Origin of the sequence: Pandoraea capi (assembly GCF_902459735.1) — a bacterium.
GTDB classification, from domain to species: domain Bacteria; phylum Pseudomonadota; class Gammaproteobacteria; order Burkholderiales; family Burkholderiaceae; genus Pandoraea; species Pandoraea capi.
Genome location: NZ_CABPRV010000009.1, coordinates 67,803 through 92,954 on the forward strand (window position 1 = coordinate 67,803; position 25,152 = coordinate 92,954).

The following is a 25,152-nucleotide window of genomic DNA, read 5'->3' on the forward strand; positions in this document are numbered from 1 at the left end:
AGCGCTTGCATAGTCATAAGCGTCGCCCTTTCAATTGCCCCGAAGAGTGCGGCTTTGACTCAAACCCTCCTCCCGTTGCAGACACGGGAGGAGGCTTTTTTTCAAATCTCTCCGATCCTTGCCGGAACCTGTTTCCGACAAGCGATCGCGCCAATTTCCTGCACCGTGAATGTGCAGGCGCATTCGTATTCCTATTTCATCTGTGCGTTTGAAATGTATCGACGCTATAACGGCGTCGACTTCCTATGCGATTCATTTATCTTTAAAGCCTTATTGGATGCGGTTTTCGAAGCGATTCCCCTTGGCATCGGCATAAACCAGATGCGGGTAGGCACCGATCTCAAGTTGCCTATTTCGCTGTCGTAATCGCGTCTATAGAGGACTGCGTTCTCAATTGGGGGGGCACGCAGATCCCTTTCGTGACGGCCGCACGACACGCGCCGGGGCAAGCGTCTCAGGGGAATAGTCATGGAAATCGCCACGCCTGAATTCCAGATGGAACAACAGGAACTACAGGCCGTCACCGCCGCACTCAACCGCGTGCAGGCCGTCATCGAGTTCGACTTGCAGGGTCGCATTCTTCACGCCAACGAGAATTTCCTGCAAACGGTCGGTTACCGGCTCGACGAAATTCAAGGCCAGCATCACCGGATGTTTTGCGAGCCGGACTACGCGGCGTCCAGCGCGTATCGCGATTTCTGGGCCAAGCTCGGCCGTGGCGAGTTCGATGCGGGCGAGTACAAGCGCCTCGGCAAAGGCGGGCGCGAAGTGTGGATCCGCGCCTCGTACAACCCGGTGTTCGACGCGAACGGTGTCGCTTACAAGGTCATCAAGTTCGCCACCGACGTCACGGCGGATCGCACGCGTCAGGCCGAGTTCGAGGGCAAGGTGCGCGCGATGGACATCGCACAGGCCGTCATCGAATTCAACCTCGACGGCACCGTGATCACGGCCAACGACAACTTTCTGAAAACGCTCGGCTACTCGCTCGACGAGATTCGCGGCAAGCACCACCGCGTGTTCTGCGAGTCGGATTACGCGGCGTCCAATGCCTACCGCGAGTTCTGGGCCAAGCTCAATCGCGGCGAATTCGACGCCGGCCGCTACAAGCGTCTTGGCAATGGCGGACGCGAAATCTGGATTCAGGCGACCTACAACCCGATCCTCGACGCGAACGGCCGGCCATACAAAGTCGTGAAGTTCGCCACGGACATCACGCAGCAAGTCGAGCTGGAAGCCAGCGTGAAGCGACGCGCCGAGGAAGATCAGCGCAAAGTGGCGTTGCTGCTCGACACCGTCAACCGTGCGGCCGCCGGTGATCTCACGGGTGAGATCGCGGTAGCGGGCACCGACCCCATCGATCAACTGGCCGACGGCATTCGCCACATGATGGACGACCTGCGTGGCGTGATCGGCAAGGTCGTCAATTCGGCAGGCGAATTCTCGGGCGCGTCGCGCGACATCGCCGACCGGGCCAATACCGTGGCGACGGGCGCTCAGGCGCTGGGCGCGACGGTGGAGGAAATGAACGCGTCCATCGAAGAACTCACGGCGTCGATCAACTCGATTGCGGACAACACCAAGGGCGCCGACCAACTCGCCAAGTCGACCCAGCAGGAAGCGGAAACCGGCTCGCGCGCCATCGCCCGCTCGATCGAAGCGATGGAGCTGATCAACAAGTCGTCGGAAGACATCGGCGAGATCGTGAAGGTGATCGGCGAGATCGCCGGGCAAACCAACCTGCTCGCGTTCAACGCAGCCATCGAAGCGGCGCGCGCCGGTGAGCACGGTCTCGGCTTCTCGGTCGTGGCCGACGAAGTCCGTAAGCTCGCCGAACGCTCGTCGCAGGCGACCAAGGAAATTTCCAAGCTCATCAACGAATCGACCAAGCGTGTCGCGCAGGGCAGCGATGTGTCGCGTCAGGCCGGAGAAGCGTTCGAGAAGATCGTGAACGGTGTATCGCGCACCACGCAGGCGATTTCCGAGATTTCGTGCGCCGCCGAGGAACAACTCGTGGCGGCACGCGAAGTGAGCCTTGCCATCCAGCACGTCGCGGAAGAGACGGAGAAGTCGGCAGGTGCCTGCGAGACGATCGCGCAGGCAACGACCGGGTTGAATCAGGAGGCCGAGGCACTCGATCGCACCGTGTCTAGATTCAAGGTGTAAGCACGCGCTTCCCAACGTCCGCCTGGAGAGCCCGATATGGAAATCGAAGCTGAAGCCGACGCCGTGACCCAGCAAGCGCTCCTGCGCGCAGTTCACCGGCACACCGGCATCTCGATGAACGAGAAGAAGTGGACGATGTTGCAGGGCCGTTTGCGCCCACGCCTGCGCACGCTGTCGCTCAGCCACTATCGCGACTACCTGGCCCTGCTCGAGAGCACGCCTGACGAGGTGCGCAATTTCGTGAATCTCGTCACGACGAACGAGACCACGTTCTTCCGCACGCCGCGCGTGTGGGACTACTTCGCCCAGCATTTCCTGCCGCGCTGGCAGGCGGCGAACCCCGGCCGCACCTTCCGGATGTGGTCGGCGGCAGCGTCCTCGGGGGAAGAGTCCTACTCGGCCGCGATGATCTGCGAGGAATTCCGCACGCGCCACGCGGGCTTCCAGTATCAGATCCACGCGACGGACATTTCGAGTCAGGTGCTGGCCGTGGCGATGGCCGGCAACTATGGCGGGCGCAGCATCGACGGTCTCAAGCAGCAGCGCCCCGCCATGCTCGCGAAGTACTTCCGTCCGAGCGCCGGCGGCTTCACCGTGGCCCCTGAGCTGCGCGCGCACATCACGTTTGCGGAACACAACCTCTACCAGCGGCTGGCGCGTCGCGAGACGTTCGACCTCGTCATGCTGCGTAACGTGCTGATCTATTTCGAGGCAGGCGATCAGGAACGCGTGCTGGAAAACGTACGAGGCACGCTTGCCCCCGAAGGCGTGCTGATCGTCGGCGAATCGGAGTCGCTCTCGCGGCTCTCGACCGGCTATCAGTTCGAGCAACCGCTCATTTATCGCAATCAGGGGGCATCGAATGGGGCAGTCGCATGACATTCAGGTGTTGATGGGCGAGGTGCGCATCGGGCGCGGCGAAGACGTGCTGCGCGCGACGCTCGGCTCATGTGTCGGTATCGGGCTGATGTGGCGCTCGCGCGGCCTCTACGGACTTGCGCATTGCCTGTTGCCCGAAGCGCCGAACCCCACGCTCGCTATCGGCGCGAAGTACGTGACGCAGGCGGTGCCGTCGTTGCTCGCGCTGATGAAAGCCGACGGGGCGCGTCGCAGCGAAATCGAGGCCGTGATCGCGGGCGGCGGCAACATGATGCCGCACCAGCCACCGGCCAAACATGGCTTGATCGGCGTCGCCAATGCCAAGATGGCACAAGCGCTGATCGCCGAGACAGGCATACCGATCGTGCACGTCGAAGTGGGCGGCGAAGTCGGCCGGCAACTGACGATCGACTGCGCGCATCACGCGTTCGTGGTGCGCACCATCGGTTCCAACGGGGGCGCTGCGGTACCGCGTCGCCCCGCGCTCAGACTCGTGGGACGCGAATCATGAATGCACGGACACCGGGCTTTCCATTTTTGCATCACGACGCCATCGCCGGCACGACGGTCCTGCCGCCGACGATATCGCCCTATCAGGGGTATCAGGGTTTGAAGGGCTACGGGGCGGGCTATGGGTCACTGCCCGGCGTGACGATGCGTGTCGGGCAAACGGCAGATGCCCCGGATGTGTCGGATGTTGCGGATGTGCCGCCATACGACGCACACCCGGCAGACGAAGTGCCCACGGCAGCGCTGACGCCACCGCTCACCATACCCGCGTCACCCAAACCCGCGCCGGCGCGCGCCGACGATGTCGAAGTCTTCGGCTCGTTTCATCTGGGCGACGTGGAGTTCGCGCTGCCGATTGCGGCGTTGCAGGAGGTGGTGAACTACCCGGCGCGCATCACGCCGGTGCCGCTCTCACCGGCGTTTCTGCTGGGCCTGTTCAATCTGCGCGGCACGCTCATCCCGATCGTCGATCTGAAACCGTTACTTGCCATTGCCGGGGACGGGATGGGCAAGGCGACGCCCGTCACAGAGAAGATCGCCATCGTCGATGTCGAGGGCGTGCGCGTGGGATTGCTATTCGACAGCACGAGCGAGATTCTGCGCGTGCGGGCATCGCAACGCACGGGCTTCGAATACGATGCGTCGCACACGGCGCCGCAGGTGGTCTCCGGCGCGATCAAGCTCGACGGTGGCGATCGGATCTTGCAGATCCTGGCCCCGGCTGCGCTCGTGCGCATCGAGAACATGCCGCAGTTGCTCGCGCGTCAGGCGCTCACCGCGCCGCAGCGCCGCCAGCAGCGTCAGCGGTTGCAATGCGTGTCGTTCACCGTCGAACAGTCGCATCTTGCGTTGCCGATGGGGGCGATTCGCGAAATCATCCGCATTCCCGACTTGCAGAATTCGGCGCTGGCGAGTGTGTTTTGCGTGGGCATGCTGAATCTGCGCGGCACTGTCGTGCCGGTCATCGACTTCGCGCACTTTCTGGGGTTGCAGGCGAGTCGCCCGGAGGCCGAGATTGCGGGCACGGCGTCCGATCCGCGCCGCATCCTGATCGTCAAACAGGAGGACGTGCATTTCGGCTTGCTGGTGGACGCGGTGGACAGCATCGTCACGTATTTCGCTGACGAATTGCTGGCGATGCCTTCGTTCAGCGCGTCGCATGCACAACTGTTCTCGGGCTGCATCGCGCGAGAGCAGGCGGACGACATCGTGTTGCTCAACGCGGATGAACTCTTCACGCATTCGCAGGTGCTCGAACTCACGCGCGGGCATCGAGAACTGTATCGCGAGACGGATCCGGCGCAACGCGCGAAGGCGGGCGACGGTGCGTGGCGGGGAGCGAAGTCGTCGCGCGGCACGCGGCACGCTTATGTGTCGTTCCGTCTGCAACACATGCTGGCGGTGCGTCTCGATCAGTTGCGCGAGATCATCCACGATTCGGCGGAGGTGATGCCTGCGCCGGGGGCACCGCCGTTCGTGCGCGGCATGCTCAATCTGCGGCGCGAGCTGGTGACGATCGTCGATCTGCGGGCGCTTTACGGCATGCCGGCACAGGACGATGCGCAAACGCGCAAGATTCTCGTCATCGAGCACGGCAAGGACAAGTTCGGGCTGCTGGTCGACGCCATCGAGAACATCGTGACACTGGACGAGGCGGACAAGTTGCCGGTGCCTGCCCTGCTGCTCGGACGCGCCACGCACGAGATGCGCAACGACATGCGCGAGGCAGTGGAGTTGCCGACGGCGGACGGCGCCGCGCGCACGGCCATGCTGCTCGACCTGCAACCGCTCAAGATGCGTCTGGAAGCCGCGCTGGCGCAGTGAGCGAGGACCGAATCAAGGAAGGACCGGTGAATCGCGAGCGCCGGTAGCAGGGCCCTGCGGCGTGTCGGGGGGCACGCCGCAGGGGTAGTATGGAAGACACCAGCGTCAGATCACTTCCTGACGATGGATGTCGTGCGTGACGAAGCCGCGCGCGTCGCTGGGCATCGCCAGCCAGTCGGGATTCGCGAGCGTGCGGCGCATGTCGTCCAGACCGCTCGCCCAATGGTCGAGCATCGTCGCCAGACCGAACTGGTAATCCTTGTAGTGCCCCTCGTATTCCTTGTTGCGGTAGATCATTTGGATGACGTTGTACCGCTTGCTGCACGCAATCTCCTCCGCCGCGTGACACCACGGATCGCGCGCACGCACGTCCGCCGGCACCCGGTCCAGCACTTCGCGCAACACACGACGATAGTGCTGCGCGCGCTGAAGGTTGTCCGTCACCAGACGCGTGCGGCTCGAAAACTGAATGTCTTTCTGACGTCCCGCAACGTCGTTCAGATTGTCCGGCAGCGGACCGCGTGCGCTCCACAAGTCGACCTGAAAGGCGAGCGTGTCGCGTCGCGGCGACGTGCCCAGCACCTCCGAGAGCGGCGTGTTCGACACGAGGCCGCCATCCCAGAAATACTGCCCGTCGATTTCCACCGCAGGAAACCCCGGCGGCAGCGCGCCCGACGCCATGAAGTGCTCCGCGCGCAACCGCTCACGCGTGTTGTCGAAGTACACGAAGTTGCCCGTATGCACGTTCACCGCACCGACCGACACGCGAATCTCGCGCGAGTTGATCCGGTCGAAGTCGGCAAACCGCTCCAGCGTGCCGCGCAATGCCGAGGTGTCGTAATAGCTCGCATGCGCCGGGTCGCCCATGGCGGTGGGCAACGGCTGCGGCCAGCGCGGCGTGAAGAATCCTTTCTGCCCCTCGACGAGCGCGCGCCATGCTTGCCAGGCGCTGTAGGCGATGCGTCCCGACTCGGGACCGTTGAGGATCGCTGCCTCGAACGGCGCAGGCAACGGCGGCAAGACACCCGGCTCGCAGATCGTGCGCCAGAAGGCTTCGAGCTGCGCCACCCGACGCTCCGGCGCATTGCCCGCGATGATCGCCGTATTGAGCGCGCCGATGGAAATGCCCGCAATCCAGTTCGGCGCAATGCCCGCCTCGTACAACCCGGCATAAACGCCCGCCTGATAAGCCCCGAGCGCACCGCCGCCCTGCAAGACGAGCGCCACCGTCTCGTACGGCGGCAGATCGATGGCGCGTTTGGGGACTTTCGGGGGGTTGGCCGTCATGACCGTTCTCCTGAAGCGTGCTACGTGAACTGGAAGTGCTGAAACCGTCCCCGTCGGCGATACCTGCGGTCATACGGCAATACGACATACGCACCATATGACCGCGCCGGGGACGATGGATCAGTGAATCGACGGATCGGTGGTCCGACGAATCGCCGTATACCGGATGTCGTTCGACTTACTGCATGAACCACCCGTGGCTCACCACGAACGACTGCCCCGTGAACGCAGCCGTCGGGAACGTGGCGAGGAAGAGTGCGGTCTGCGCCACATCGTCGACCGTGGTGAACACCCCGTCGACCGTGCCGCCGAGCATGACCTTCTTGATGACCTCGTCTTCCGAAATTCCCAGCTCCTTCGCCTGCTCGGGAATCTGTTTGTCGACGAGCGGCGTGCGCACGAAGCCCGGGCAGATGACATGCGAGCGCACATTGTGCTTCGCGCCTTCCTTGGCCAGCACGCGAGCCAGTCCGAGCAGCGCATGCTTGGCGGCGACATAGGCCGACTTCAGCGGCGACGCCTCATGCGAGTGCACCGACCCCATGTAGATGACGATGCCGCCACGGTCGTCCTTGTACATGTGCTTGAGCGCCGCCTTGGTCGTGAGGAATGCGCCGTCCACGTGAATCGCCTGCATCTTCTTCCAGTCGGAGAACGCATAGTTCTCGATCGGATTGACGATCTGAATGCCCGCGTTCGAAATCAGGATGTCGATCGAGCCGAACGTCTGCGCCACGCGGTCAATGCCGCTGTTCACCGCTTCTTCGTTGGTGACGTCCATCGCCACGCCAATCGCTTTGCCACCGGCCGCCTTGATCTCCTCAGCCACGGCATCGGCGCCCTGCTGATTCAGATCGGCGATGGCAATGGCCGCGCCGGCGCGTGCCAGCGTCAACGCGATCTCCTTGCCGATGCCGCTGGCAGCGCCCGTCACCACGGCGACTTTCCCATTCAACTGATTCACTGACTGGCTCATTTGCACACTCCTGATTCGTCAAAATGGCGGGTCGTGCGGCACGCAGGCGCACACGCGCGACTCGTCGAACACTGGCTGATAGCGACCGGACACACCCCATGCATGACGCAGGCGAATCCTGCCGCTGCACAAACAGAAAAGGCGCCTTGCGGCGCCTTTTCCTGCATTACCGCGCGATCGGCTTGTAGCGGATTCGCTTCGGTTTTGCTGCCTCCTCGCCGAGGCGCTTCTTCTTGTCCGCCTCGTACTCCTGATAGTTGCCCGGGAAGAACTCGACGTGCGAGTCGCCTTCGAAGGCCAGAATATGCGTAGCGATACGATCGAGGAACCAGCGATCGTGCGAGATGACCATCACACAACCGGCGAACTCGAGCAGCGCGTCCTCGAGTGCACGCAGGGTTTCGACGTCCAGATCGTTCGAGGGTTCATCGAGCAGCAACACGTTGCCGCCGGAGATCAGCGTCTTGGCCATATGCAGACGACCGCGCTCACCACCGGAGAGCGAACCGACCTGCTTCTGCTGGTCCGAGCCCTTGAAGTTGAAGCGACCGATGTAGGCGCGCGACGGCGTTTCGTACTTGCCCACCGTCAACACGTCGGCACCGCCCGAAATCTCTTCGAACACCGTCTTGGTGCCGTCGAGAGCATCGCGGCTCTGGTCGACGTAGGCCATCTTGACCGTCGGACCGACCTTGATTTCGCCGCTGTCCGGCTGCTCGCGTCCCGTGAGCATCTTGAAGAAAGTCGACTTACCGGCGCCGTTCGGGCCGATGATGCCGACGATAGCGCCCGGCGGCACCTGGAAGCTCAGATCGTCGATCAGCAGACGATCGCCGAACGCCTTCGACACGTTCTTGAATTCGACGACTTCGTTACCCAGACGCTCACCCACCGGGATGAAGATTTCCTGGGTTTCGTTGCGCTTCTGGTATTCCTGGCTGTTCAGCTCGTCGAAACGGGCGAGACGCGCCTTCGACTTCGCCTGACGGCCCTTCGGGTTCTGACGCACCCACTCCAGTTCCTTCTTGAGTGCCTTCTGACGCGCCGATTCGCTCGACTCTTCCTGCTTCAGGCGCTGTTCCTTCTGGTCGAGCCACGAGCTGTAGTTGCCCTTCCAGGGAATGCCGTGACCGCGGTCGAGTTCGAGAATCCACTCGGCGGCGTTATCGAGGAAGTAGCGATCGTGGGTGACGGCGACGACCGTGCCCGGGAAACGCGTGAGGAACTGTTCGAGCCAGTCGACGGATTCCGCGTCCAGGTGGTTGGTCGGCTCATCGAGCAGGAGCATGTCCGGCTTCGAGAGCAGCAGACGCGCGAGCGCCACACGACGCTTTTCGCCGCCGGAGAGCACGCCGATCTTGGTGTCCCATGCCGGCAGACGCAGTGCATCGGCAGCGACTTCCAGCGTCTGCTCGATGTTGTTGCCGTCGCTCGCGGCCAGAATGGCTTCGTACTTGGCCTGCTCGGCTGCCAGCGCGTCGAAGTCGGCGTCCGGCTCGGCGTAAGCGGCATAGATTTCGTCGAGCTTCGTGCGGGCTTCCATGATCTCGCCCATGCCGCCTTCGACGGCCTCGCGCACGGTCTGCTCGGCGTCGAGCTGCGGCTCCTGCGGCAGATAACCGATGTTCAGGTTCGACATCGGGATCGCTTCACCTTCGATCTCCTTGTCGACGCCCGCCATGATCTTGAGCAGCGTCGATTTCCCCGAACCGTTCAGGCCCAGCACGCCGATCTTGGCGCCGGGGAAGAACGACAGGGAGATGTCCTTGAGGATGTGACGCTTGGGCGGCACGATCTTGCCCACGCGGTTCATGCTGAATACGTACTGTGCCATTCGGCTTTCCTGATCCTGAAACGGTTATGACGGCTCACGGGCGAGCGCCAGATAGCGGCAAGTTTATCAAAGCGCAGCACGCACAGCATCGGGCGCGTGGATGACGAGGTCGTGGCTGGCGTATGCGCAGCACGGCAGCAACCAACCGTCCACCTTCTCGTCACTCGACAGGCCCGGCCACTCGATCCGGTACCTCACCGGCGCACTCGCGCCACCGGGCTGCGTCTGACACAGGCAAGCGCGGCACGTGCCGTTACGACACAGGCTCGGCAGCTTGATGCCTGCGGCGAGCGCGGCGAGCAGGATCGGCATGTCTGCCGGGGCGTCGAACTGCCAGCCGGACGGCATGAGCGTGACGCGCCAGGGCCGGGCGTCGCCGGCATCGGCAGGCGCCCCGGCGGGCGGCACGGCTTGGGGATTGGCGGAAAAAGAAGGATCCAAAGGATGAACGAGGCTGCGATGATCGAAACGCTACACGGCGCGACGCGCGCCAACGCGCTACCATACCCCACTTCCGGAGTCCCGAATCCCATGTCCACAGCGCCCAAGGATCCCAGCCCGTCCGCCGAGGCCCACGAAGCCGACGAAGCGTCGCACACAGCCGCCAGCCCCGTTGCCCGTCTTATCGATACCACCGGGCTCGAAGCCGAGTTGCACGCCTTCGCGGACGCGCGCGACTGGCATCGCCACCACACGCCCAAGAACCTCGCGATGGCGCTGTCGGTCGAAGTCGCGGAGCTGGTCGAGATCTTCCAGTGGCATACGGATGCGCAAGCCAAGGCCGTGATGCAGACGGACGAGGCGCGGCACGTCGAGCAGGAGCTCGCCGACATCGCCATGTACCTCGTGCGTCTGTCCACGGTCCTCGGCGTCGACCTCAATCGCGCCGTGGCCGACAAGCTCGTAATGAACGCTCAGAAGTATCCGGCGCCAAAGGCATAAGGACGTACGGACGTTAGCCGAAGACAGCCGACGTCATCCGCCGTCGCGCACCGCCGACCGGGGACCCGCGCAGACGGTCACGCCCATTCGGCGAATTCCGCGAATGGCGTGCCGCCCCTCTTGCAATCGGGCGTGGCGCCCGCATAACGGCGAGAGTCCGCCCCCGAATTCTGATCCGACAACGCTATGTCCCAATCTTCCGAAGCTTCGCAGGCCGCACAGACACCGCCCGGTGCGGGTCACGCGCACGGCAAGCCGTCGAAGCGCACACTGCCCGCGCGCCCGCGCTGGCTGATGCTCGCCATCATCGCGCTGCTGCACGCCTACATCGGCTGGCGACTGCTCACGCCGCTGCCCGTCGCCATCGGCTGGAAGGTGCTCGGCGGGCTATGGCTCGTCGCGTCGACCGTGCTGATTCCGTTGGGCCTCATGAGCCGCTCCATCCAGAAAGAGCCGCTCGCCACCCTGCTCACGTGGACGGGCATGACGGCCATCGGCGTTTTTTCGTCGCTCTTCGTGCTCACGTTGCTGCGCGACGTCGTGCTCGGCGTGGCAATGGCGCTTTCCATGCTCGACGCACAGCTCGTCACCCGTTCCGCTGTGATCGTGCTGATCCTGACGGCCGCCTCGACCCTGCTGGGTTTCTATAACGCCCGACGACTGGCGCGCGTGGTCGAGATCGACATTCCGATTGCCGATCTGCCGCCCGAACTGGGCGGGTTCACCATCGTGCAGTTGAGCGACATTCACGTGAGTTCGACGATCCGGCGGCGTTACATCGAAGCCATCGTCGAAGCGTCGAACGCCCTCAAGCCCGATCTCGTCGCGATCACGGGCGATCTGGTCGATGGCGGTGTGCCCGCGTTGCGCGACCACATCGCGCCGCTCGGCCAGCTCGCTTCGCGTCATGGCACGTACGTCTGCACGGGCAACCACGAGTACTACTCGGGGGCGCTCGCCTGGGTCGCGGAATTGCGCCGCATCGGCCTGACCGTCCTCGAAAACGAGCACGTGGTGCTCGAACACGAAGGCGCCTCGCTGACGGTTGCCGGGGTGACGGACTTCACCGCCCATCACTTCGACGAAGCCAAGCGCAGCGATCCCGTGGCAGCCGTGGCCGGCGCACCGGAAGGCGTGCCGCGCGTGCTCCTCGCGCATCAGCCGCGCAGCGCACCGGCCGCACAGGCGGCGGGCTTCGACCTGCAATTGTCCGGACACACGCATGGCGGACAATTCTGGCCGTGGATGTACTTCGTCCCGCTGCAACAGCCGTTTGTGCACGGTCTGCACCGGCTGGAGCAACTGGCCATCTATGTGAGCCGGGGCACCGGGTACTGGGGACCGCCGAAACGCTTCGGCGCGCCGTCGGAAATCACGCGTATCCGGCTCGTGCCGGGCACGCCGGGCAAGGCATGACGCTATGAAGTCTCTCTCGACCAGCGCATCGCTGGAAACCGTGTCCGTGCGTCTGCGCGGCAAGATTCAAGGCGTGGGCTACCGTCAGGCGGCCGTGCGCGAGGGGCACCTCATCGGTGTTCGCGGCTGGGTGCAGGCACTGCCGGAGGGCGACATCCTCGCCATGGTGCAAGGCACGCCCGATCAGGTCGACAAGATGCTGGAATGGATGCGTCACGGCCCGCCGGGTGCGCGCGTGACGGATTTCGAAAGCGAAGTGGCATACACCGGCCGTCGCTTCGACCGGTTCGAACAACTCTGACGCGAACGCCCAGGCGGCTGACTCCATGACATCGACCAAGCTCAGCACACGCCTCGCCACGCTCGACGACGCACCACGCATCGTCGCACTGCTCGCCCAGTTGGGTTACGAAACGCCGCTCGACATCGTTCGCCGCAATATCGCGCTGTCGACGGCAGATGGCGATGACGCCGCATTCGTCGCGCTCGACGAATGCGAAAACATTGTGGGATGTATGGGATTGCACGCGCTCACCATGTTCCATCGGGCGGGGCGGCTGGGACGCATTACTGCGCTGGTGGTCGAGGAGAACGTGCGGGGGTCGGGCGTCGGGCACGCGCTGATGGCGGCCGCTCACGCATGGTTCAACCAGCGGGGATGTGAGAAGTTCGAAGTGACGAGCAGCGACCATCGGGTCGCCGCACATCGCTTCTATGCGCGCCACGGCTATGCCCGGGACGGGCAGCGGCTCGCGCGCAAGTGCCAGATCTGATGACGTTCAGGCGAACGCCAGCGCTGACTTAATTCTTGTGACGGTAGTTGATGCGGCCCTTGCTCAGGTCGTAGGGCGACATTTCCAGCGTCACGCGGTCACCCGCGAGAATGCGAATGCGGTTCTTCTGCATGCGGCCGCTCGCATATGCCACCACTTCCACGCCGTTCTCGAGCGTGACGCGAAAGCGATTGTCCGGCAGCACATCCGAGACGTGTCCGCTGAATTCGATCAGTTCTTCCTTGGCCAATATCGTGTCCTCTTGAGGGTGCCGCTCGCGATGGGCGCAGCACCAGTGTTACTGTAAGTTCGTTCGCCAATACCGTCCCCGCACCCGGAATCTGACGGGGGTGCACATCGAACGCCAAAAGGAGCCTACCCGGTGGACCGGCCATGAAGGCGTGCGGTGCACCGAAAAGCGGCGATGGTTCGAAGGAGCAAGGCACATTGCGGCAGTGCCGCAACGACGAGCAGTGCGTGTCGGGAGGGCGAAGACCGGTTCGGTCTGCGTCATCGGCACAGCGAGTGATCCGGCTCGCAGGACAGGGTGTCAGCGGCGCCGATAAAGCATTTCGCGATCGTCAGGCGATGATCGGCGAATTTTCGCCGATCCCACTAGGATACGCCTTTCTGTGTCGCCCGTGTAGAAAAAATGGCTCACACCCACCCATTTGCACGCTTTTGTCGTCTATTTGTTGCGCAATGCATCAATGAGCCGTAGCGAGGCCTGCGCCGACGCCCAGACACGCGTTTGACTCGGGGTGAACGCCGATGTGACGCGCAACGCGCACTCATCTATGCTGTAAGTACCCGTAGCCCGCAGGAGGAATGACCATGAAAACAGTCGCTCAGATCCTGAAGTCCAAATCGGTCGACACGGTGTACAAAGTGCGCCCGTCCGATTCGGTACTCGATGCCCTGACCCTGATGGCCGAAGCGCGCATCGGCGCGGTGCTCGTCAGCGAAGACGACCGCGCCATCGTCGGCATCTTCACCGAGCGCGATTACGCGCGAAAGGTCGCGCTGATGGGCCGCACGTCCGTCAACACGCCGATTCGCGACGTGATGACCTCCGCCGTACGCTACGTCCACCCCGAGCAGACCCTGGAAGAGTGCATGTCGCTGATGACCGAGCACCGCATTCGTCACTTGCCGGTCATGAAGGACGACCAGCTCGTCGGTCTGCTGTCCATCGGCGATCTGGTCAAGGCGATCATCTCGGATCAACAGTTCACCATCGACCAACTCGAGACGTACATCATGGGAGGCGCGGCCGCCCTCGTGGGAAGCACGCCCTCGCGGCCCAGTTGATCGACTGCCCCTTGCGCAAACCTGCCACTGCGTCGCCCGGAGAGCGTTCGTCTCACCCGTCTGCGCAAAGAAAAACGCCACGACAGCGTTCGTGCGGTCGTGGCGTTCGTGGCGTTCGTGGCGTTCGTGGCGTTCGAATGGACGATTAAATCGTCCGCCGATCACGGCATCGGTCAGAAATCTTCCGCGTCGACGTCGTAGTTCGACGGCTCCCATCGGATCGCCAGCAGCGCGAGCAGACCGATGGCGGGCGCAGCAGCGATCACCCAGAACACCTTCGTCGACAATGCAGCGGCCAGCACCGGAAACAGAAACAGCGAGACCGTCGAGCTGGCGCGCATGAGCGTCTGGTTGAAGCCGACGCCCACGCCGCGCAGCGACGTCGGGTAGCTCAGCGACGCGAACGTCATCGAGTGCGCGCCCGGGCCGAAGCCCTGCCCCAGCAGGAACAACGCGAGGAAGCCGAGCGCCCATGCCACCTGCACCGCGCCGTCCGGTTTGCCCACGAGCGCCAGACCGACGAGCGCCGTCAGTTGGAACGCGTAGCCCACGACCGTCAACTTCCAGGCCCCGACCTTCGGCACGAGACGCACCCCCAGCAGGCCGCCGGTAAAGGCGAACAGCAGATTGAGGGCGAGCGACATCAGAATCGTGGTGAGCATCGACTGCGCGAGGAAGCTGGCGATGATCACCGGCAAGCCGAACGCCACCGCGTTGTAGGCGAACGACGAGGCCACGGCGATGATGGTCGCGAGCGTGGTACGACGCAGATACACGCCCTTGAGCAGCTTGCCGTAGTTGCTCCACGCCGCCGGACGCCTGGCCACCACGCGCTCGGCGTCCTTGGCCACGACGGCATCGATCCCGTAGGAACGCTTGAGAATCTTCGCGGCGGCGTCGAGGTCGCCCTGATTGGCGGCCCACACGGGCGACTCGCTCATATAACGGCTGCGAACGGCGATGATCGCCAGCGCGGGGATCGCGCCGAAGCCGAGGATGATGCGCCAGAGCAGCGCACTATGCGACGCCGGCAGCAGCGAATAGCACAGCAACACGAGCAAATAGGACCCGCATATCGCCGCGTACCAGGTCGGGCACCACATCGCGACCCGCGCCGCTTTGTTGCCACGTCCCTTGAGTTTCGAGAACTCGGCGAGGAAGGCCATCGCCACAGGCAGGTCGATCCCGACGCCCAGCCCCATCACGAAGCGCGCACCGGCGAGCACGTATTCGTTCGGCGCCAGTGCGCAAGCGATGGCCGCGATGACGAAGCACAGCATGTCGGCCATGAACACGCGGTAACGGCCGATGCGATCGGTGAAATAGCCGCCGAGGAACGCGCCGACGATGGCGCCGAACGTGATGGCCGACGCCACCATGCCCGTGCCTGCCGGCGTCAGTTGAAACTCTCGGGTGACGTCCTTGAGGCCGAACGCGAGCGCACCGAGGTCGTAAGCATCGAGGAACACGCCGCCCAGGGCGATGGCCACGATCCAGCGGGCGTTCGATACGCGCGCGCCGCCTTCGTTGACGAGTTGCGCCACATCGGCGGCGGAACGAATGACGGCGGGGCCACCGGCGCGCGCGGCGGGCGTTGCCGCGGCACTCGTCTGGGCCGGTACCGCGGAAGACAGGGAAACGTCGACTGACATGGGACTAAGCTGGGAAACGGGAGAATGCAGGAAAAAAGCGAACGCCAAAGGTCGCGATGTTACCGCTTGGTACCGCCGTCACCCAAGAGCTTTCTGGTTATATGCTTAGACGAAACCCGCGCCGCACGCCAATTTTTTGGGATCTAGCACCAATATCTCTCGCATCACTCCCAAATTTGTAGCGAATCCCACTCACTGATTAAGCAATCGCAGAGTATGACCCCATGTCTCACCGGACGGGAATATGATCGAGTCATCCCTCAAATCCGATGTGTGGTCCGGCAAAGCCACGCGCGGAGGGGATCAGCAGACGTGCACAGTCTTTAACAGACGCTTACCTTTTCTTACAGCAGGAAGTTCTGCGGAACCCTACATTCCGCATCGTGGTCGCAATAGATGTGCCACGTGGTGCGCAAGCGAAGCCGGATGGCGACCCGCGCACACCACCAAGAATCAACACCTCACGCTCACGAGGAAGATCCAAAATGAAGATCAAAGCGCTTACGGGAATCAGCGCGGCATTGGCCGCTGTCATGTTGGCCGGCTGCGTGGCGCCCGGCCCGCAATACGGATACCAACAGCAGGGTTACCAGCAGGGATATCAACAGCCCGGCTATCAACAAGGCTATCAACCACCGCAACAGCAGGGTGCGCTGTACGGCACGGTCCAGTCGATCGAGCAACTGAACGGCCCGAATAACAGCCCGAACATTCTGGGTACGGTGCTCGGCGCAGCCGCTGGCGGCCTGCTCGGCAACACGATGGGCGGCGGACGCGGGCGCACGGCCACCACCATCGCCGGTGCGGCCATCGGCGGTATTGCGGGCAATCGCATCGAGAACAGCATGGGCGAGCCGAACGTGCTTTACCGCATCACGGTGCGTCTGGACGACGGTCGTGTCGCCACGGTCACGCAAGCGCCGCCGCTGCGCGTGCAGCAAGGCCAGCGTGCAGCGGTCTCGAACGATACGGTGTACCCGTACTGAGCGAGTCAGCGAAGGCAGGATCAGCCAGGGCGAACAGGACCTCGATCCCGCTCGTCGGCAAAATCAAACGCCCGCCGGGATTTCCCGGCGGGCGTTTTCTATTGCTGCCGATACAACACGCGCGACGAATTATGTCCGGGGGGACGCCCGGGGGACGGCGGCAAACCATAATCGACGGCCAATGCACGGTCATACGCAAAGCGAATTTGACCTGCTAAGATACGCGCGAAAATCGGCGTAACAATCAGCGCAAGCATCGTGCGACCATCGGAGGGCCCCCGCCGTTCCGGAACTTTGCCGAGTCCGTCAGTAACCGCTACCCTTCGAATCTCGTCATGTCGACTCAGACGACTTACCACCATCGGCTCTTCATGGCGATGGTCGGCGGCTTCAGCGCAGTGCTCAACGCGGGCGCCTTCTTTACCGTTCTGCGGCTCAACGGTCACAATCCCTACACCCCATACGGCCTGACGCTCGTGTGCGCACTGGCGGCGACGGCGTTCATCGTCTTTGCACGTTTTCATCTGCTCGCCAGCGCCCGGAACCTCGGCTGGATGCTCGGACGCGGGGCCATGCGCTGGTGTCGTCTGCTTGTCACCGCCATCGTCCTGCTGTTCCTGACGTACGAAAGCACGGAAGACGTGCGCATGATGGTTGGCGAGTGGGTGCTGCTGGCGCTGCCGCTGCAAATGATCGGACTCGCGGTGCTGCGCGGCATGGCCCACAGCATCAACAATGCGCCCGGCAATCAACGTCGCGCGGCATTCTTCGGGCTCGGGCCCGAGGCACGCAAGCTCAATCTGCGTCTGCAACGCTCGCCTATTCTCGGCATTCAAGTCGCGGGCTACTACAACGACGCGCCCATCGCACCTGAAGACGGCGAGGTGCTGCCCCCGTATCTCGGCCGCTACGACGCCGCTGCGGCGCACATTCAGGCGAACGAATACGAAATCGTCTTCATCGCCATCGGCCAGCAAGACAACAAGGAACTCACCGGCGAGATCGTGCAACGTCTGTACGATTCGACGGCTTCGATCTATCTGCTGCCCGAGTTCCGCTTCCCCGGCGATCTGCCGATGACGAGCACCGACCTCGCCGGCGTGCCGTTGCTCGCACTGCACGACATCACGGTGCAGGGGCTGCTGCGCATGATCAAACGCAGTATCGATGTCGTCGGTGCCGCGGCGATTCTCGTGTTGCTGAGCCCCGTGATGATCGCGGTCGCCGTTGCGGTGCGTCTCGACTCCCCGGGGCCGGTCCTGTTCCGTCAGCGCCGCTATGGCGAGCGCGGCGAGCCGATCGTCATCCACAAGTTTCGTTCGATGCGCGTGATTCAACCGGAAGACGCGGCCGCCGCGGCCACGGGCGGCTTGCGTCAGGCGCACGCGGGCGACAGCCGCATCACGCCGATCGGCAAGCACCTGCGTCGCACGTCGCTCGACGAACTGCCGCAATTGTTCGATGTGCTGGCGGGTTCGATGAGTCTCGTCGGTCCGCGCCCGCACGCCGAAGAACACAACGAGATGTACCGTCGCATGATTCCCGGTTACATGCTGCGTCACAGCGTAAAGCCGGGGATTACGGGATGGGCGCAGATCAACGGTCTGCGCGGAGAGACCGACACGCCGGACAAGATGCAGCGACGCGTGGAATACGACCGTTACTACATTACGCACTGGTCGTTGTGGCTCGACATCAAGATTCTGCTCAAGACGATTCCCGTCATGGTGACGGGACGCAACGCCGTCTGAACTGACGGCGCGGCGCGTCTCTCAATGCATCAGATTCGCTGACACGACAACTGCGGCGGCAATTGCCAACGATTGCCAGCACCGCGCAACGACGCTCATTCGCGGCCAAGCGCGCGCCACTGCCGCCAGCAGATGCCGATAAATCGCCGGTCTTCGACGAGGTAACGACGCCACATGCGACCCGGGTCCTGCAAGATGCGGTACATCCACTCGCACCCCGTGCGCTGCATCCACTTGGGTGCACGCTTTTGCATGCCTGCGGCGAACTCGATGGCCGCGCCCACGCAGAGCATCAAGCCGCCGGGCATGGTCGGCGCATACGCCATGGCCCAGCGTTCCTGCTTGGGCATGCCCAGACATACGAAGATGAGATCCGGCGCCGCGTCGCGAACGCGTTGCGCGATGTCCTGCCCCTCGGGACCGGTCGGATCGAACGTCATCGACGGAATCATCAGCGTGAAATCGAGCCCCGGGAAACGCTGCGACAGCCCGGCCGTCAATTGCGCTTCCTGCCCGGGGCGGCCACCCACGAAGACTGCACGACGCCCGGACGCGCGCGCCCGGTCGCACAACGCGGGCAACAGGTCAGCGCCGGTCACGCGCCCCGGCAACGGTCTGCCGAAAAGCCGACTCGCCCAGATGATGGGCATGCCGTCAGCGAAGAGGAAATCGGCCTTGCGGTACTCCTGCTTGAATTCGGGCAGTACGTCGAGCCGCACGATGTGGTCGACGTTGGGCGTCACCACGATGCGCGAGCGTCCGTCGCGAAGCGCAGCGGCATGCGTGAGCACGTCCACCGCCTGCTCGAACGGCACGGCGGCGATGTTCAGGCCAAACAGCGCGACATTGGGCTCGAAGATTTCGCGAGCGTTAGCGTGTGGCGCAGTTTTCAATTCAGTGTCACGGCTCATGACCTATCGTGTTCCCCTTATCCGGCGAATCCAGCGTTTCCCGCATGCGCCCATCGTCCAGCAGTACCGGCGACGTTCAATGGCAGGCACGATAGTAGCAGCGCGTCTGCGCTGCGTCAGTGACACTTTTGATGAGATGTCGCGTATTTCACGACGACACCCCGAAGAAAAATATCGCGACCAATGATCCTCGACGCTCACGACATTCCTTCCGGCTCGCAACTGCAAGCGGATCTGTGCATTGCGGGTGCGGGTGCGGCCGGCATCACGCTGGCGCTGGCACTCGAAGCCAGCGGGCTCGACGTGGTGCTGCTCGAAAGTGGCGCCGACACGCCCGAGCCTGCCGTGCAGCAGCTCTACACCGGCACCGTGGAAGACGCGCGCCTGCATCCCCCTGCCGACAGCTACCGCGTGCGCCGCTTCGGCGGATCGACCACGCTCTGGGGCGGGCGCTGCATGCCGCTTGACGCCATCGACTTCGAAGCCCGCGATTACGTGCCGCACAGCGGCTGGCCCATCGGGCTCGACGATTTGATGCCGTGGTACGGGCAGGCCAATGCCTTGTGCGAAGCGGGTGAATTCGCTTACACCGCCGACCAGGCGTTCCCGCGTGCGTCGAACCCGTCGCGCCCGATGATCGGCGGCTTCGACAGCGATGTATTCTCGACGAACACGCTGGAGAGATTTAGTTGTCCGACGGATTTCGGCAGCCGTTATCGCGCCCGTCTCGCCAAAGGCCGGGTCCGGGTCATTCAGCATGCGAACCTCTGCCATCTGCCGATGCAGGACGGCCAGACACGACTCGTCGGCCCCGCGCAGGTCAAGACGCTCGACGGCAAGCCGTTCACCGTCGCCGCACGCGCTTACGTGCTCGCGACCGGCGGCCTCGAAGTGCCGCGCCTGCTGCTCAACAGCCCCGGCGCGAGCGGTCGTGGGCTGGGCAATGCACATGACGTCGTTGGCCGCTACTACATGAGCCATCTGGCGGGGACCATCGGCACGATGGATCTGTCGGGTGCGACGTCCGTCTGGCATGGCTACGACGTCTCGGACGAAGGGATCTACTGTCGTCGACGACTGGCGTTGCGTGCGCCGGCACAGCACGCGTTGCATGCCGGCAACTTCATCGCGCGCCTGCATCACCCTCGCATTCCCGACGCCGGTCACGGCAACGGCATTCTCTCAGCGCTGTATCTCGCGCGTCCGATCGTGCCGTACGAATACGCCAAACGCCTGTATGGCGACGCGCCCGGCGGCATCGGCAACTGGCTCGCGCACGCCCGCAACGTGATCACGGACGTGCCCAACACCGTGCGCTTCCTCACGCACTGGGCGATGCATCGCACGCTCGCCACACGCAAGTTTCCATCGGTCATCGTGCGCCCGGCCAACCTGCGCTTCAGTCTGGACTTTCACGCCGAGCAGGTGCCCTACGAAAACAGTCGCGTAACGTTGGGCGATGAGCGCGATGCACTCGGCATGCGACGCATCCACATCGACTGGCGCTACACGTCGCAGGACGTCGCCACCGTGACGCGCGCGCTGGCCGCGCTGGCGCAGGAAATCGAGCGCACCGGCGTCGGCCGCTTCTCGTACGACCCTGCCGAAGTGGAAGCCGAAATGACACGCTACGGCGCCTATGGCGGCCATCATATCGGCACGGCGCGCATGGGTGACGATCCGCACACCAGCGTGGTCAACGCGGATGGACGCCTGCATGAGGCCGACAACGTGTTCGTTGCAGGCGCTGCGGTCTTTCCGACGTCCGGCCAGGCGAACCCCACATTGAGCCTCGTCGCGCTGGCGCTGCGCCTCGCCGACCATTTGCAGGGGCGAGCGAACGTGAGTGCACTGCCATCGCCCGCGACATCGGCCACATCCGCCCTCCAGACTTCTTCGACTCCTACGTGATCCCGTCCGCCTTATGAAAGCTCGCATTCTTGTCACCGGCGCGACCGGCTTCATCGGCCGCCATGTCGTCAACGCCCTTGCCGCCAGCGCATGGGCCGAACCCGTCGCGGCTTCGCGTCGTGCCGACGCCGGCATGCGCGCCGTCGATGCGCTCTCCGCCACCTCGCTAGGCGCCGCACTGGCCGACGTCGACGCGCTGGTGAACTGCGTCGCGGGCTCGCCCGAGACCATCGTCGCCAATGCCCGCGCACTGCGCGAGGCGCTCGACGCCGTCGGCAAGCCCATGCCCGTCGTCTACTTCAGCTCGATGGCCGTGTACGGCACGGCCGAAGGCCACATCGACGAATCCGCCGCACTCGAAGGCGCAAGCCCTTACGGCATGGCGAAGGTGGAAGCCGAGACATTGCTCGCCGGACTGCGGACGGTCTCGCTGCTGCGCCCCGGATGCGTCTACGGCGGTGGCAGCCCGCAATGGTCGGAGCGCATTGCCGAACTGCTGCGCGCAGGGCGTCTCGGCGATCTCGGCGCAGCGGGTGACGCGCACAGCAACCTCGTGCATGTGGACGATGTCGTGAAGGTCGTCATGAGTGCCTTGCGCCGCCCCGAAGCGGGCGGGCAGGCCTACAACCTCGCCATGACCGACGCCCCGCGCTGGAACGATTACTTCGTGGCGTATGCCATGGCGCTGGGGGCAACGCCTGTGAAGCGCATCGGTGGACGACGTCTGAAGATCGAGACGAAACTCGTGGCGCCCGCGCTCAAGATTGCCGAGATTCTGGGACGCAAGGTCGGTGTGAAGGGATTGCCGCCGCCGTTGCCGCCGTCGCTCGCGCGTCTGTGGCAGCAAGATATCTGTCTCGATGCGCGCCGCGCCGAACAGACCTTCGGTGTGACATGGACACCGTGGCGCGAAGCCGTCAAAGCGGAGGCCGCACGCGCCTGATCGATGGCGACGGGCGGGGCGCGATGCCGACCCGCCTGCCCCCCCACGGTGATGCCGCTGACGGTACGCCTCAGCGTCTCAGCGCATCAATCAACGCATCCGCGACTTAACGCCGCGTCAGCCGCCCTGCCGTCCAGTGCCACAGTGTGGCGAACGGCGACACGCCGAGCAAGCGACGGGCTGCCCACGCGGCGGCCGCACCGTTCACGGCAATCGCCAGCGACGCCGCCACCGACGCGCCCACACTGCCGCCCATCGGCGTGAGCACCGCGAGCCCCAGCAGCAGCACCAACACCGACACCACATTGATGCGCATGAGTGCGCGCGTGTGCGCCGTCATGCCGAGCAGTTCCGGCATCGCCGTAAAACAGGCCGCCGCAATCTGCCCGAGCGCCAGCACACGCAAGGCGCTCGCGCCGTCGTCGAATCCGTGACCAAACAAGCTCAGCAGGAAGTGCGGCACGAGCAGCATGCCCAGCGTGACCGGCAATGCCAGACACAGCACCAGCCCGATGGCCTGCGCCGCACTGCGCTCCAGCCCCGGCAGATCCTGACGCGCATAAAGGCTGGCGAATCGCGGCGCGGCCATGCCCGTCACACCGCTGATCAGAATGTTGACGACGAGCGCCAGACGCCATGCCAGCGCGAACAGGCCTGTCTCGCGCGACGATGCGACGATGCCCAGCACAATCGCCGGCGCCGACGTAATCAGCAGCTTGGTGAGTTCGAGCGTGAACAGCGAGAGGCCGGGCTTGAGCAAGCCGGGGATCGCCCCGTGCGGCTCGCCGGCCGACACCTCGCGCAGGAATCGACGCAGCAACACCGCCCCCACGATCGCCGCGACGGTAAAGCTCGCCGCCGTGAGGACCAGCGTGTTGGCCACCGTCAGTTTGCCCGTCGCCACCAGCGGAATCGCCGCCACACAGAAAATCGCGGGCCACAACCACGAGTAGATCATCTGGCTGAAGCCCACGCGCTGCAATCCGGCGAGCGCCCCGGCAATGGCCGCACCCATGTTTTGCGGGACGAACGACAGCGCACCGAGCATGAGCGGCACCACCAGTTCGGGCTTCTTGAGGATGTCGTTGGCAAAGAGCGCCGCCCCGCCCGCGAGCAGAATCGACACTGCGGCCGACGCCAGAAAGACATGCCCCAGCGCCCGGCGAATCGTCGGCCGGACGGCTGCGACGTCACCGGCGGCGACATCCATCGCCAACTGACGCGTCAGCGCCTGATCGATGCCGAGGCGTCCGAACCCGGCGAGCGCCACCATGGTGCTGAAGACGATGTAGAAATTCCCGGTCTCGACGACGCCCAGCGCCGCCGCGATCAGCAGGTGAAAACCGTAGCGACTCGGCAGATCCAGCAGCCGAACACCGAGACTGATCACGCTGCCGCGAATCATCGAAGCGCCGGACTTGCCCGAGGCGGGTGACGATGACGGCGATGGCGGCGGCATCCGATTCATCTCAATTCACCGCCTTTCGCAGCACGAAGAGCATGATGCTCTGCGGCGGCATATCGGCGTGCAATTCGCCGCCGGAAACCTCGGCATCCGGCGCGCGCGCGAGCTTGTTGTCCACCAGTTGCCAGACCTCGCTCGTGCCCGCCGCCGCAAAGTTGGCGACCGAGACCGTGGCCTGCGCCGCGCGATCGAGTTGCTTGTTGACGACGACGACGGTCATCGCGCCATCCTTCGCGCGCAGCGCCGCGAAGGCCGACACGGTATCCGGATCGGGCACCGTGGCCGACACGCTCGTCGAGCCGAATTCGCCGCCTTTATCGTCGTAATTGCGATACAGCTTGATCGCCTTGTAGACCGGCATCGACGGATCGAGCGTGCCCCAGCGCGTGGCCATGTCCAGCCGCTCGCGGCCGAAGATGCCGAGAATGTCGGCCTGCGCCGTCGCGCCGTTCATACGCGTGTCCGCGCCCCAGTTGTATTCGGTGAGCGCGATGGGCGTGCCGGGGTAGTAATACGTGTCGACCCACTGACGCATCATCGGAATCAACGCGACCACGCTGTTGATCCACGTCGGATCCTTGTAATTCGGATCCCACAGATTGCGTGTGGAGCGGTTGCGCATCAGCGCAATGGCCGTCGAGTTGCCGTCCGCCGGTTCTTCGTACTCTTTGCTCTGCGGATAAAAGTGCAGGCTGAAGATGTCGACCGGACGACCGGCCTTCTTCCACTGCGTGAGCAGCCAGGGAATGTACGGCATGCCGCCGGTTTCTTTCAGCCGGTCGGGCGCCTGCGCGTAACCATGCGTGACCGAATACTGCTGATCGAAGCCGCTGTACAGATAGCCGTTCCAGCCCCACTCTTCAGGCGCGAGCACCTTGGCATGCGGATCAGCCGCCTTCACCGCACGCGAATAGGCGATCACCTTGGCGGCGATCTCGCTGGCGTGCGCCCCCGTCGGGTGCGAGTTGTTGTGAATCAACTGCCACAGACTTGGCTCGTTATCCATCGCGTAGTACTTCACGCCGCCCGCGTTGGCCGGACCGAACTGCTGCACCAGCGCGCTCACACGCGCCTGCTGGCTCGCGGGATCGTCGGGCACGGTGGCGTCGTCCGGATCGTTCACCACGGGCGTGCCGTCGCGCAGAATGCCGTTGCCGGCGTCGGTCATGCCGTCCACGTCGTGGTTCTGCTGCGGACCGTACTTCATGATGGAATAGCTCGCGAGCCGGTCGCGCGAGCGCGAGAGCGTAGCCACGCGGCCGAGCATGGAGATAGTGATGATCGGCTGCGCGCCGGCAGCCTGCGTCAATGCGACGAAACGGTCGCCGAACTGGTCGTTGATGTCCGTCGGATTCACCGGAAGACTCTCGTAATACCAGTCGCGACCGGCGTTACGCGCGTCGAGCCGCCAGTTGTAGGCCGATGCGCTGTTGCCGCCCGAGCGGTTCAGCGGCGCACGCAGATCCTGCAACATCGCCGTCGTGCCGAAATTGACGCCGTAGATCAACGGATTGATCGGATGGCGGTTCGCCGCCGCATCCACCGCGATCGAGACCGGCAACGGGCCGCCGGGCGTGGCTTTGGTACAGGCGGCAGACGATAGCAACACCGCCGC

General features: G+C 64.1%; 23 protein-coding genes. 14 read left to right on the forward strand and 9 right to left on the reverse strand.

Annotation, left to right across the window (positions count from 1 at the left end; translation table 11 throughout):
* Window positions 1-54 precede the first annotated feature (54 nt).
* The 5 genes from PCA20602_RS17880 to PCA20602_RS17900 all read left to right on the forward strand — a co-directional run bounded on the left by PCA20602_RS17880 (window position 55) and on the right by PCA20602_RS17900 (window position 5,379).
* Window positions 55-366: a hypothetical protein gene (locus tag PCA20602_RS17880; protein WP_150722389.1), complete on the forward strand. Its 312-nt coding sequence runs from the start codon at window positions 55-57 to the stop codon at window positions 364-366.
* A 102-nt stretch (window positions 367-468) separates the two neighbouring features.
* Window positions 469-2,166 carry a methyl-accepting chemotaxis protein gene (locus PCA20602_RS17885; RefSeq protein WP_150722390.1) on the forward strand — a complete coding sequence of 566 codons (1,698 nt, stop codon included), beginning with the start codon at window positions 469-471 and terminating at the stop codon, window positions 2,164-2,166.
* 36 nt (window positions 2,167-2,202) lie between these two features.
* Window positions 2,203-3,045, forward strand: a complete 843-nt coding sequence (locus PCA20602_RS17890) for a CheR family methyltransferase (RefSeq protein ID WP_069344050.1) — start codon at window positions 2,203-2,205, stop codon at window positions 3,043-3,045.
* Entirely contained in the window at window positions 3,029-3,556 is a 528-nt protein-coding gene (locus tag PCA20602_RS17895) for a chemotaxis protein CheD (RefSeq protein ID WP_069344049.1), read from the forward strand. Before PCA20602_RS17890 ends, PCA20602_RS17895 begins: the two co-directional genes overlap by 17 nt.
* On the forward strand, window positions 3,553-5,379 hold the full coding sequence (locus tag PCA20602_RS17900) for a chemotaxis protein CheW (protein ID WP_150722391.1): 1,827 nt from the start codon (window positions 3,553-3,555) through the stop codon (window positions 5,377-5,379). The genes PCA20602_RS17895 and PCA20602_RS17900 overlap by 4 nt, the downstream gene beginning before the upstream one ends.
* Before the next feature lie 105 nt (window positions 5,380-5,484).
* Here PCA20602_RS17900 and PCA20602_RS17905 read toward each other — a convergent pair whose 3' ends face one another.
* From PCA20602_RS17905 to PCA20602_RS17920, 4 genes are all read right to left on the reverse strand, one after another.
* Window positions 5,485-6,666 carry a DUF3734 domain-containing protein gene (locus PCA20602_RS17905; protein WP_150722392.1) on the reverse strand — a complete coding sequence of 394 codons (1,182 nt, stop codon included), beginning with the start codon at window positions 6,664-6,666 and terminating at the stop codon, window positions 5,485-5,487.
* A 178-nt stretch (window positions 6,667-6,844) separates the two neighbouring features.
* The gene (locus tag PCA20602_RS17910; RefSeq protein WP_150722393.1) at window positions 6,845-7,642 is read right to left on the reverse strand and encodes a 3-hydroxybutyrate dehydrogenase; all 798 of its coding nucleotides are present in this window, start codon (window positions 7,640-7,642) and stop codon (window positions 6,845-6,847) included.
* A 166-nt stretch (window positions 7,643-7,808) separates the two neighbouring features.
* The gene (ettA, locus tag PCA20602_RS17915; RefSeq protein WP_069344045.1) at window positions 7,809-9,476 is read right to left on the reverse strand and encodes an energy-dependent translational throttle protein EttA; all 1,668 of its coding nucleotides are present in this window, start codon (window positions 9,474-9,476) and stop codon (window positions 7,809-7,811) included.
* 66 nt (window positions 9,477-9,542) lie between these two features.
* Complete coding sequence (locus tag PCA20602_RS17920; protein ID WP_343032107.1) at window positions 9,543-9,917, reverse strand: 2Fe-2S iron-sulfur cluster-binding protein; 375 nt, start codon at window positions 9,915-9,917, stop codon at window positions 9,543-9,545.
* A gap of 183 nt (window positions 9,918-10,100) precedes the next feature.
* Here PCA20602_RS17920 and PCA20602_RS17925 point away from each other — a divergent pair, with 183 nt between their 5' ends.
* From PCA20602_RS17925 to PCA20602_RS17940, 4 genes are all read left to right on the forward strand, one after another.
* Entirely contained in the window at window positions 10,101-10,418 is a 318-nt protein-coding gene (locus tag PCA20602_RS17925; RefSeq protein ID WP_246182231.1) for a nucleotide pyrophosphohydrolase, read from the forward strand.
* A gap of 294 nt (window positions 10,419-10,712) precedes the next feature.
* The gene (locus PCA20602_RS17930) at window positions 10,713-11,834 is read left to right on the forward strand and encodes a metallophosphoesterase (protein WP_150722509.1); all 1,122 of its coding nucleotides are present in this window, start codon (window positions 10,713-10,715) and stop codon (window positions 11,832-11,834) included.
* 4 nt (window positions 11,835-11,838) lie between these two features.
* Window positions 11,839-12,135 carry an acylphosphatase gene (locus tag PCA20602_RS17935; RefSeq protein ID WP_150722395.1) on the forward strand — a complete coding sequence of 99 codons (297 nt, stop codon included), beginning with the start codon at window positions 11,839-11,841 and terminating at the stop codon, window positions 12,133-12,135.
* A 25-nt stretch (window positions 12,136-12,160) separates the two neighbouring features.
* Complete coding sequence (locus PCA20602_RS17940) at window positions 12,161-12,607, forward strand: GNAT family N-acetyltransferase (protein ID WP_150722396.1); 447 nt, start codon at window positions 12,161-12,163, stop codon at window positions 12,605-12,607.
* 28 nt (window positions 12,608-12,635) lie between these two features.
* Here the strand turns inward: PCA20602_RS17940 and infA are convergent, their stop codons facing one another.
* A complete protein-coding gene (gene infA, locus PCA20602_RS17945) occupies window positions 12,636-12,857 on the reverse strand; it encodes a translation initiation factor IF-1 (RefSeq protein WP_039393473.1) in 222 nt (73 codons plus the stop codon).
* Between the two features lie 584 nt (window positions 12,858-13,441).
* On the opposite strand from infA, the gene PCA20602_RS17950 reads away from it, so the two are divergent.
* Window positions 13,442-13,918 carry a CBS domain-containing protein gene (locus PCA20602_RS17950; protein ID WP_069344042.1) on the forward strand — a complete coding sequence of 159 codons (477 nt, stop codon included), beginning with the start codon at window positions 13,442-13,444 and terminating at the stop codon, window positions 13,916-13,918.
* A gap of 173 nt (window positions 13,919-14,091) precedes the next feature.
* Here the strand turns inward: PCA20602_RS17950 and PCA20602_RS17955 are convergent, their stop codons facing one another.
* The gene (locus tag PCA20602_RS17955) at window positions 14,092-15,570 is read right to left on the reverse strand and encodes an MFS transporter (RefSeq protein WP_150722397.1); all 1,479 of its coding nucleotides are present in this window, start codon (window positions 15,568-15,570) and stop codon (window positions 14,092-14,094) included.
* 485 nt (window positions 15,571-16,055) lie between these two features.
* Between PCA20602_RS17955 and PCA20602_RS17960 the strand changes: the two genes are divergently transcribed.
* Together PCA20602_RS17960 and PCA20602_RS17965 are read left to right on the forward strand one after the other, a co-directional pair.
* A complete protein-coding gene (locus PCA20602_RS17960) occupies window positions 16,056-16,556 on the forward strand; it encodes a glycine zipper 2TM domain-containing protein (protein ID WP_069344041.1) in 501 nt (166 codons plus the stop codon).
* Window positions 16,557-16,891: 335 nt separating this feature from the next.
* A complete protein-coding gene (locus tag PCA20602_RS17965) occupies window positions 16,892-18,307 on the forward strand; it encodes an undecaprenyl-phosphate glucose phosphotransferase (RefSeq protein WP_246182220.1) in 1,416 nt (471 codons plus the stop codon).
* 95 nt (window positions 18,308-18,402) lie between these two features.
* Here the strand turns inward: PCA20602_RS17965 and PCA20602_RS17970 are convergent, their stop codons facing one another.
* The gene (locus tag PCA20602_RS17970) at window positions 18,403-19,218 is read right to left on the reverse strand and encodes a WecB/TagA/CpsF family glycosyltransferase (RefSeq protein ID WP_150722398.1); all 816 of its coding nucleotides are present in this window, start codon (window positions 19,216-19,218) and stop codon (window positions 18,403-18,405) included.
* A gap of 183 nt (window positions 19,219-19,401) precedes the next feature.
* Here PCA20602_RS17970 and PCA20602_RS17975 point away from each other — a divergent pair, with 183 nt between their 5' ends.
* Both PCA20602_RS17975 and PCA20602_RS17980 read left to right on the forward strand, forming a co-directional pair.
* Complete coding sequence (locus PCA20602_RS17975) at window positions 19,402-21,129, forward strand: FAD-dependent oxidoreductase (protein WP_150722399.1); 1,728 nt, start codon at window positions 19,402-19,404, stop codon at window positions 21,127-21,129.
* A 13-nt stretch (window positions 21,130-21,142) separates the two neighbouring features.
* On the forward strand, window positions 21,143-22,072 hold the full coding sequence (locus tag PCA20602_RS17980; RefSeq protein WP_150722400.1) for an NAD-dependent epimerase/dehydratase family protein: 930 nt from the start codon (window positions 21,143-21,145) through the stop codon (window positions 22,070-22,072).
* 106 nt (window positions 22,073-22,178) lie between these two features.
* Here PCA20602_RS17980 and PCA20602_RS17985 read toward each other — a convergent pair whose 3' ends face one another.
* The gene (locus PCA20602_RS17985) at window positions 22,179-23,540 is read right to left on the reverse strand and encodes a lipopolysaccharide biosynthesis protein (RefSeq protein WP_246182221.1); all 1,362 of its coding nucleotides are present in this window, start codon (window positions 23,538-23,540) and stop codon (window positions 22,179-22,181) included.
* Between the two features lies 1 nt (window position 23,541).
* Window positions 23,542-25,146: a glycoside hydrolase family 44 protein gene (locus PCA20602_RS17990; protein WP_246182222.1), complete on the reverse strand. Its 1,605-nt coding sequence runs from the start codon at window positions 25,144-25,146 to the stop codon at window positions 23,542-23,544.
* Window positions 25,147-25,152 lie beyond the last annotated feature (6 nt).

Coding starts and splice junctions, on each gene's coding strand:
- PCA20602_RS17885 (WP_150722390.1), top strand. CDS start 469: ATGGAAATCGCCACGCCTGAATTCCAGATGGAACAACAGGAACTACAG.
- PCA20602_RS17960 (WP_069344041.1), top strand. CDS start 16,056: ATGAAGATCAAAGCGCTTACGGGAATCAGCGCGGCATTGGCCGCTGTC.
- PCA20602_RS17985 (WP_246182221.1), bottom strand. CDS start 23,540: ATGAATCGGATGCCGCCGCCATCGCCGTCATCGTCACCCGCCTCGGGC.
- PCA20602_RS17900 (WP_150722391.1), top strand. CDS start 3,553: ATGAATGCACGGACACCGGGCTTTCCATTTTTGCATCACGACGCCATC.
- PCA20602_RS17970 (WP_150722398.1), bottom strand. CDS start 19,218: ATGAGCCGTGACACTGAATTGAAAACTGCGCCACACGCTAACGCTCGC.
- PCA20602_RS17905 (WP_150722392.1), bottom strand. CDS start 6,666: ATGACGGCCAACCCCCCGAAAGTCCCCAAACGCGCCATCGATCTGCCG.
- PCA20602_RS17910 (WP_150722393.1), bottom strand. CDS start 7,642: ATGAGCCAGTCAGTGAATCAGTTGAATGGGAAAGTCGCCGTGGTGACG.
- PCA20602_RS17895 (WP_069344049.1), top strand. CDS start 3,029: ATGGGGCAGTCGCATGACATTCAGGTGTTGATGGGCGAGGTGCGCATC.
- PCA20602_RS17940 (WP_150722396.1), top strand. CDS start 12,161: ATGACATCGACCAAGCTCAGCACACGCCTCGCCACGCTCGACGACGCA.
- PCA20602_RS17980 (WP_150722400.1), top strand. CDS start 21,143: ATGAAAGCTCGCATTCTTGTCACCGGCGCGACCGGCTTCATCGGCCGC.
- PCA20602_RS17950 (WP_069344042.1), top strand. CDS start 13,442: ATGAAAACAGTCGCTCAGATCCTGAAGTCCAAATCGGTCGACACGGTG.
- ettA (WP_069344045.1), bottom strand. CDS start 9,476: ATGGCACAGTACGTATTCAGCATGAACCGCGTGGGCAAGATCGTGCCG.
- PCA20602_RS17890 (WP_069344050.1), top strand. CDS start 2,203: ATGGAAATCGAAGCTGAAGCCGACGCCGTGACCCAGCAAGCGCTCCTG.
- PCA20602_RS17935 (WP_150722395.1), top strand. CDS start 11,839: ATGAAGTCTCTCTCGACCAGCGCATCGCTGGAAACCGTGTCCGTGCGT.
- PCA20602_RS17975 (WP_150722399.1), top strand. CDS start 19,402: ATGATCCTCGACGCTCACGACATTCCTTCCGGCTCGCAACTGCAAGCG.
- PCA20602_RS17930 (WP_150722509.1), top strand. CDS start 10,713: ATGCTCGCCATCATCGCGCTGCTGCACGCCTACATCGGCTGGCGACTG.
- PCA20602_RS17955 (WP_150722397.1), bottom strand. CDS start 15,570: ATGTCAGTCGACGTTTCCCTGTCTTCCGCGGTACCGGCCCAGACGAGT.
- PCA20602_RS17965 (WP_246182220.1), top strand. CDS start 16,892: ATGTCGACTCAGACGACTTACCACCATCGGCTCTTCATGGCGATGGTC.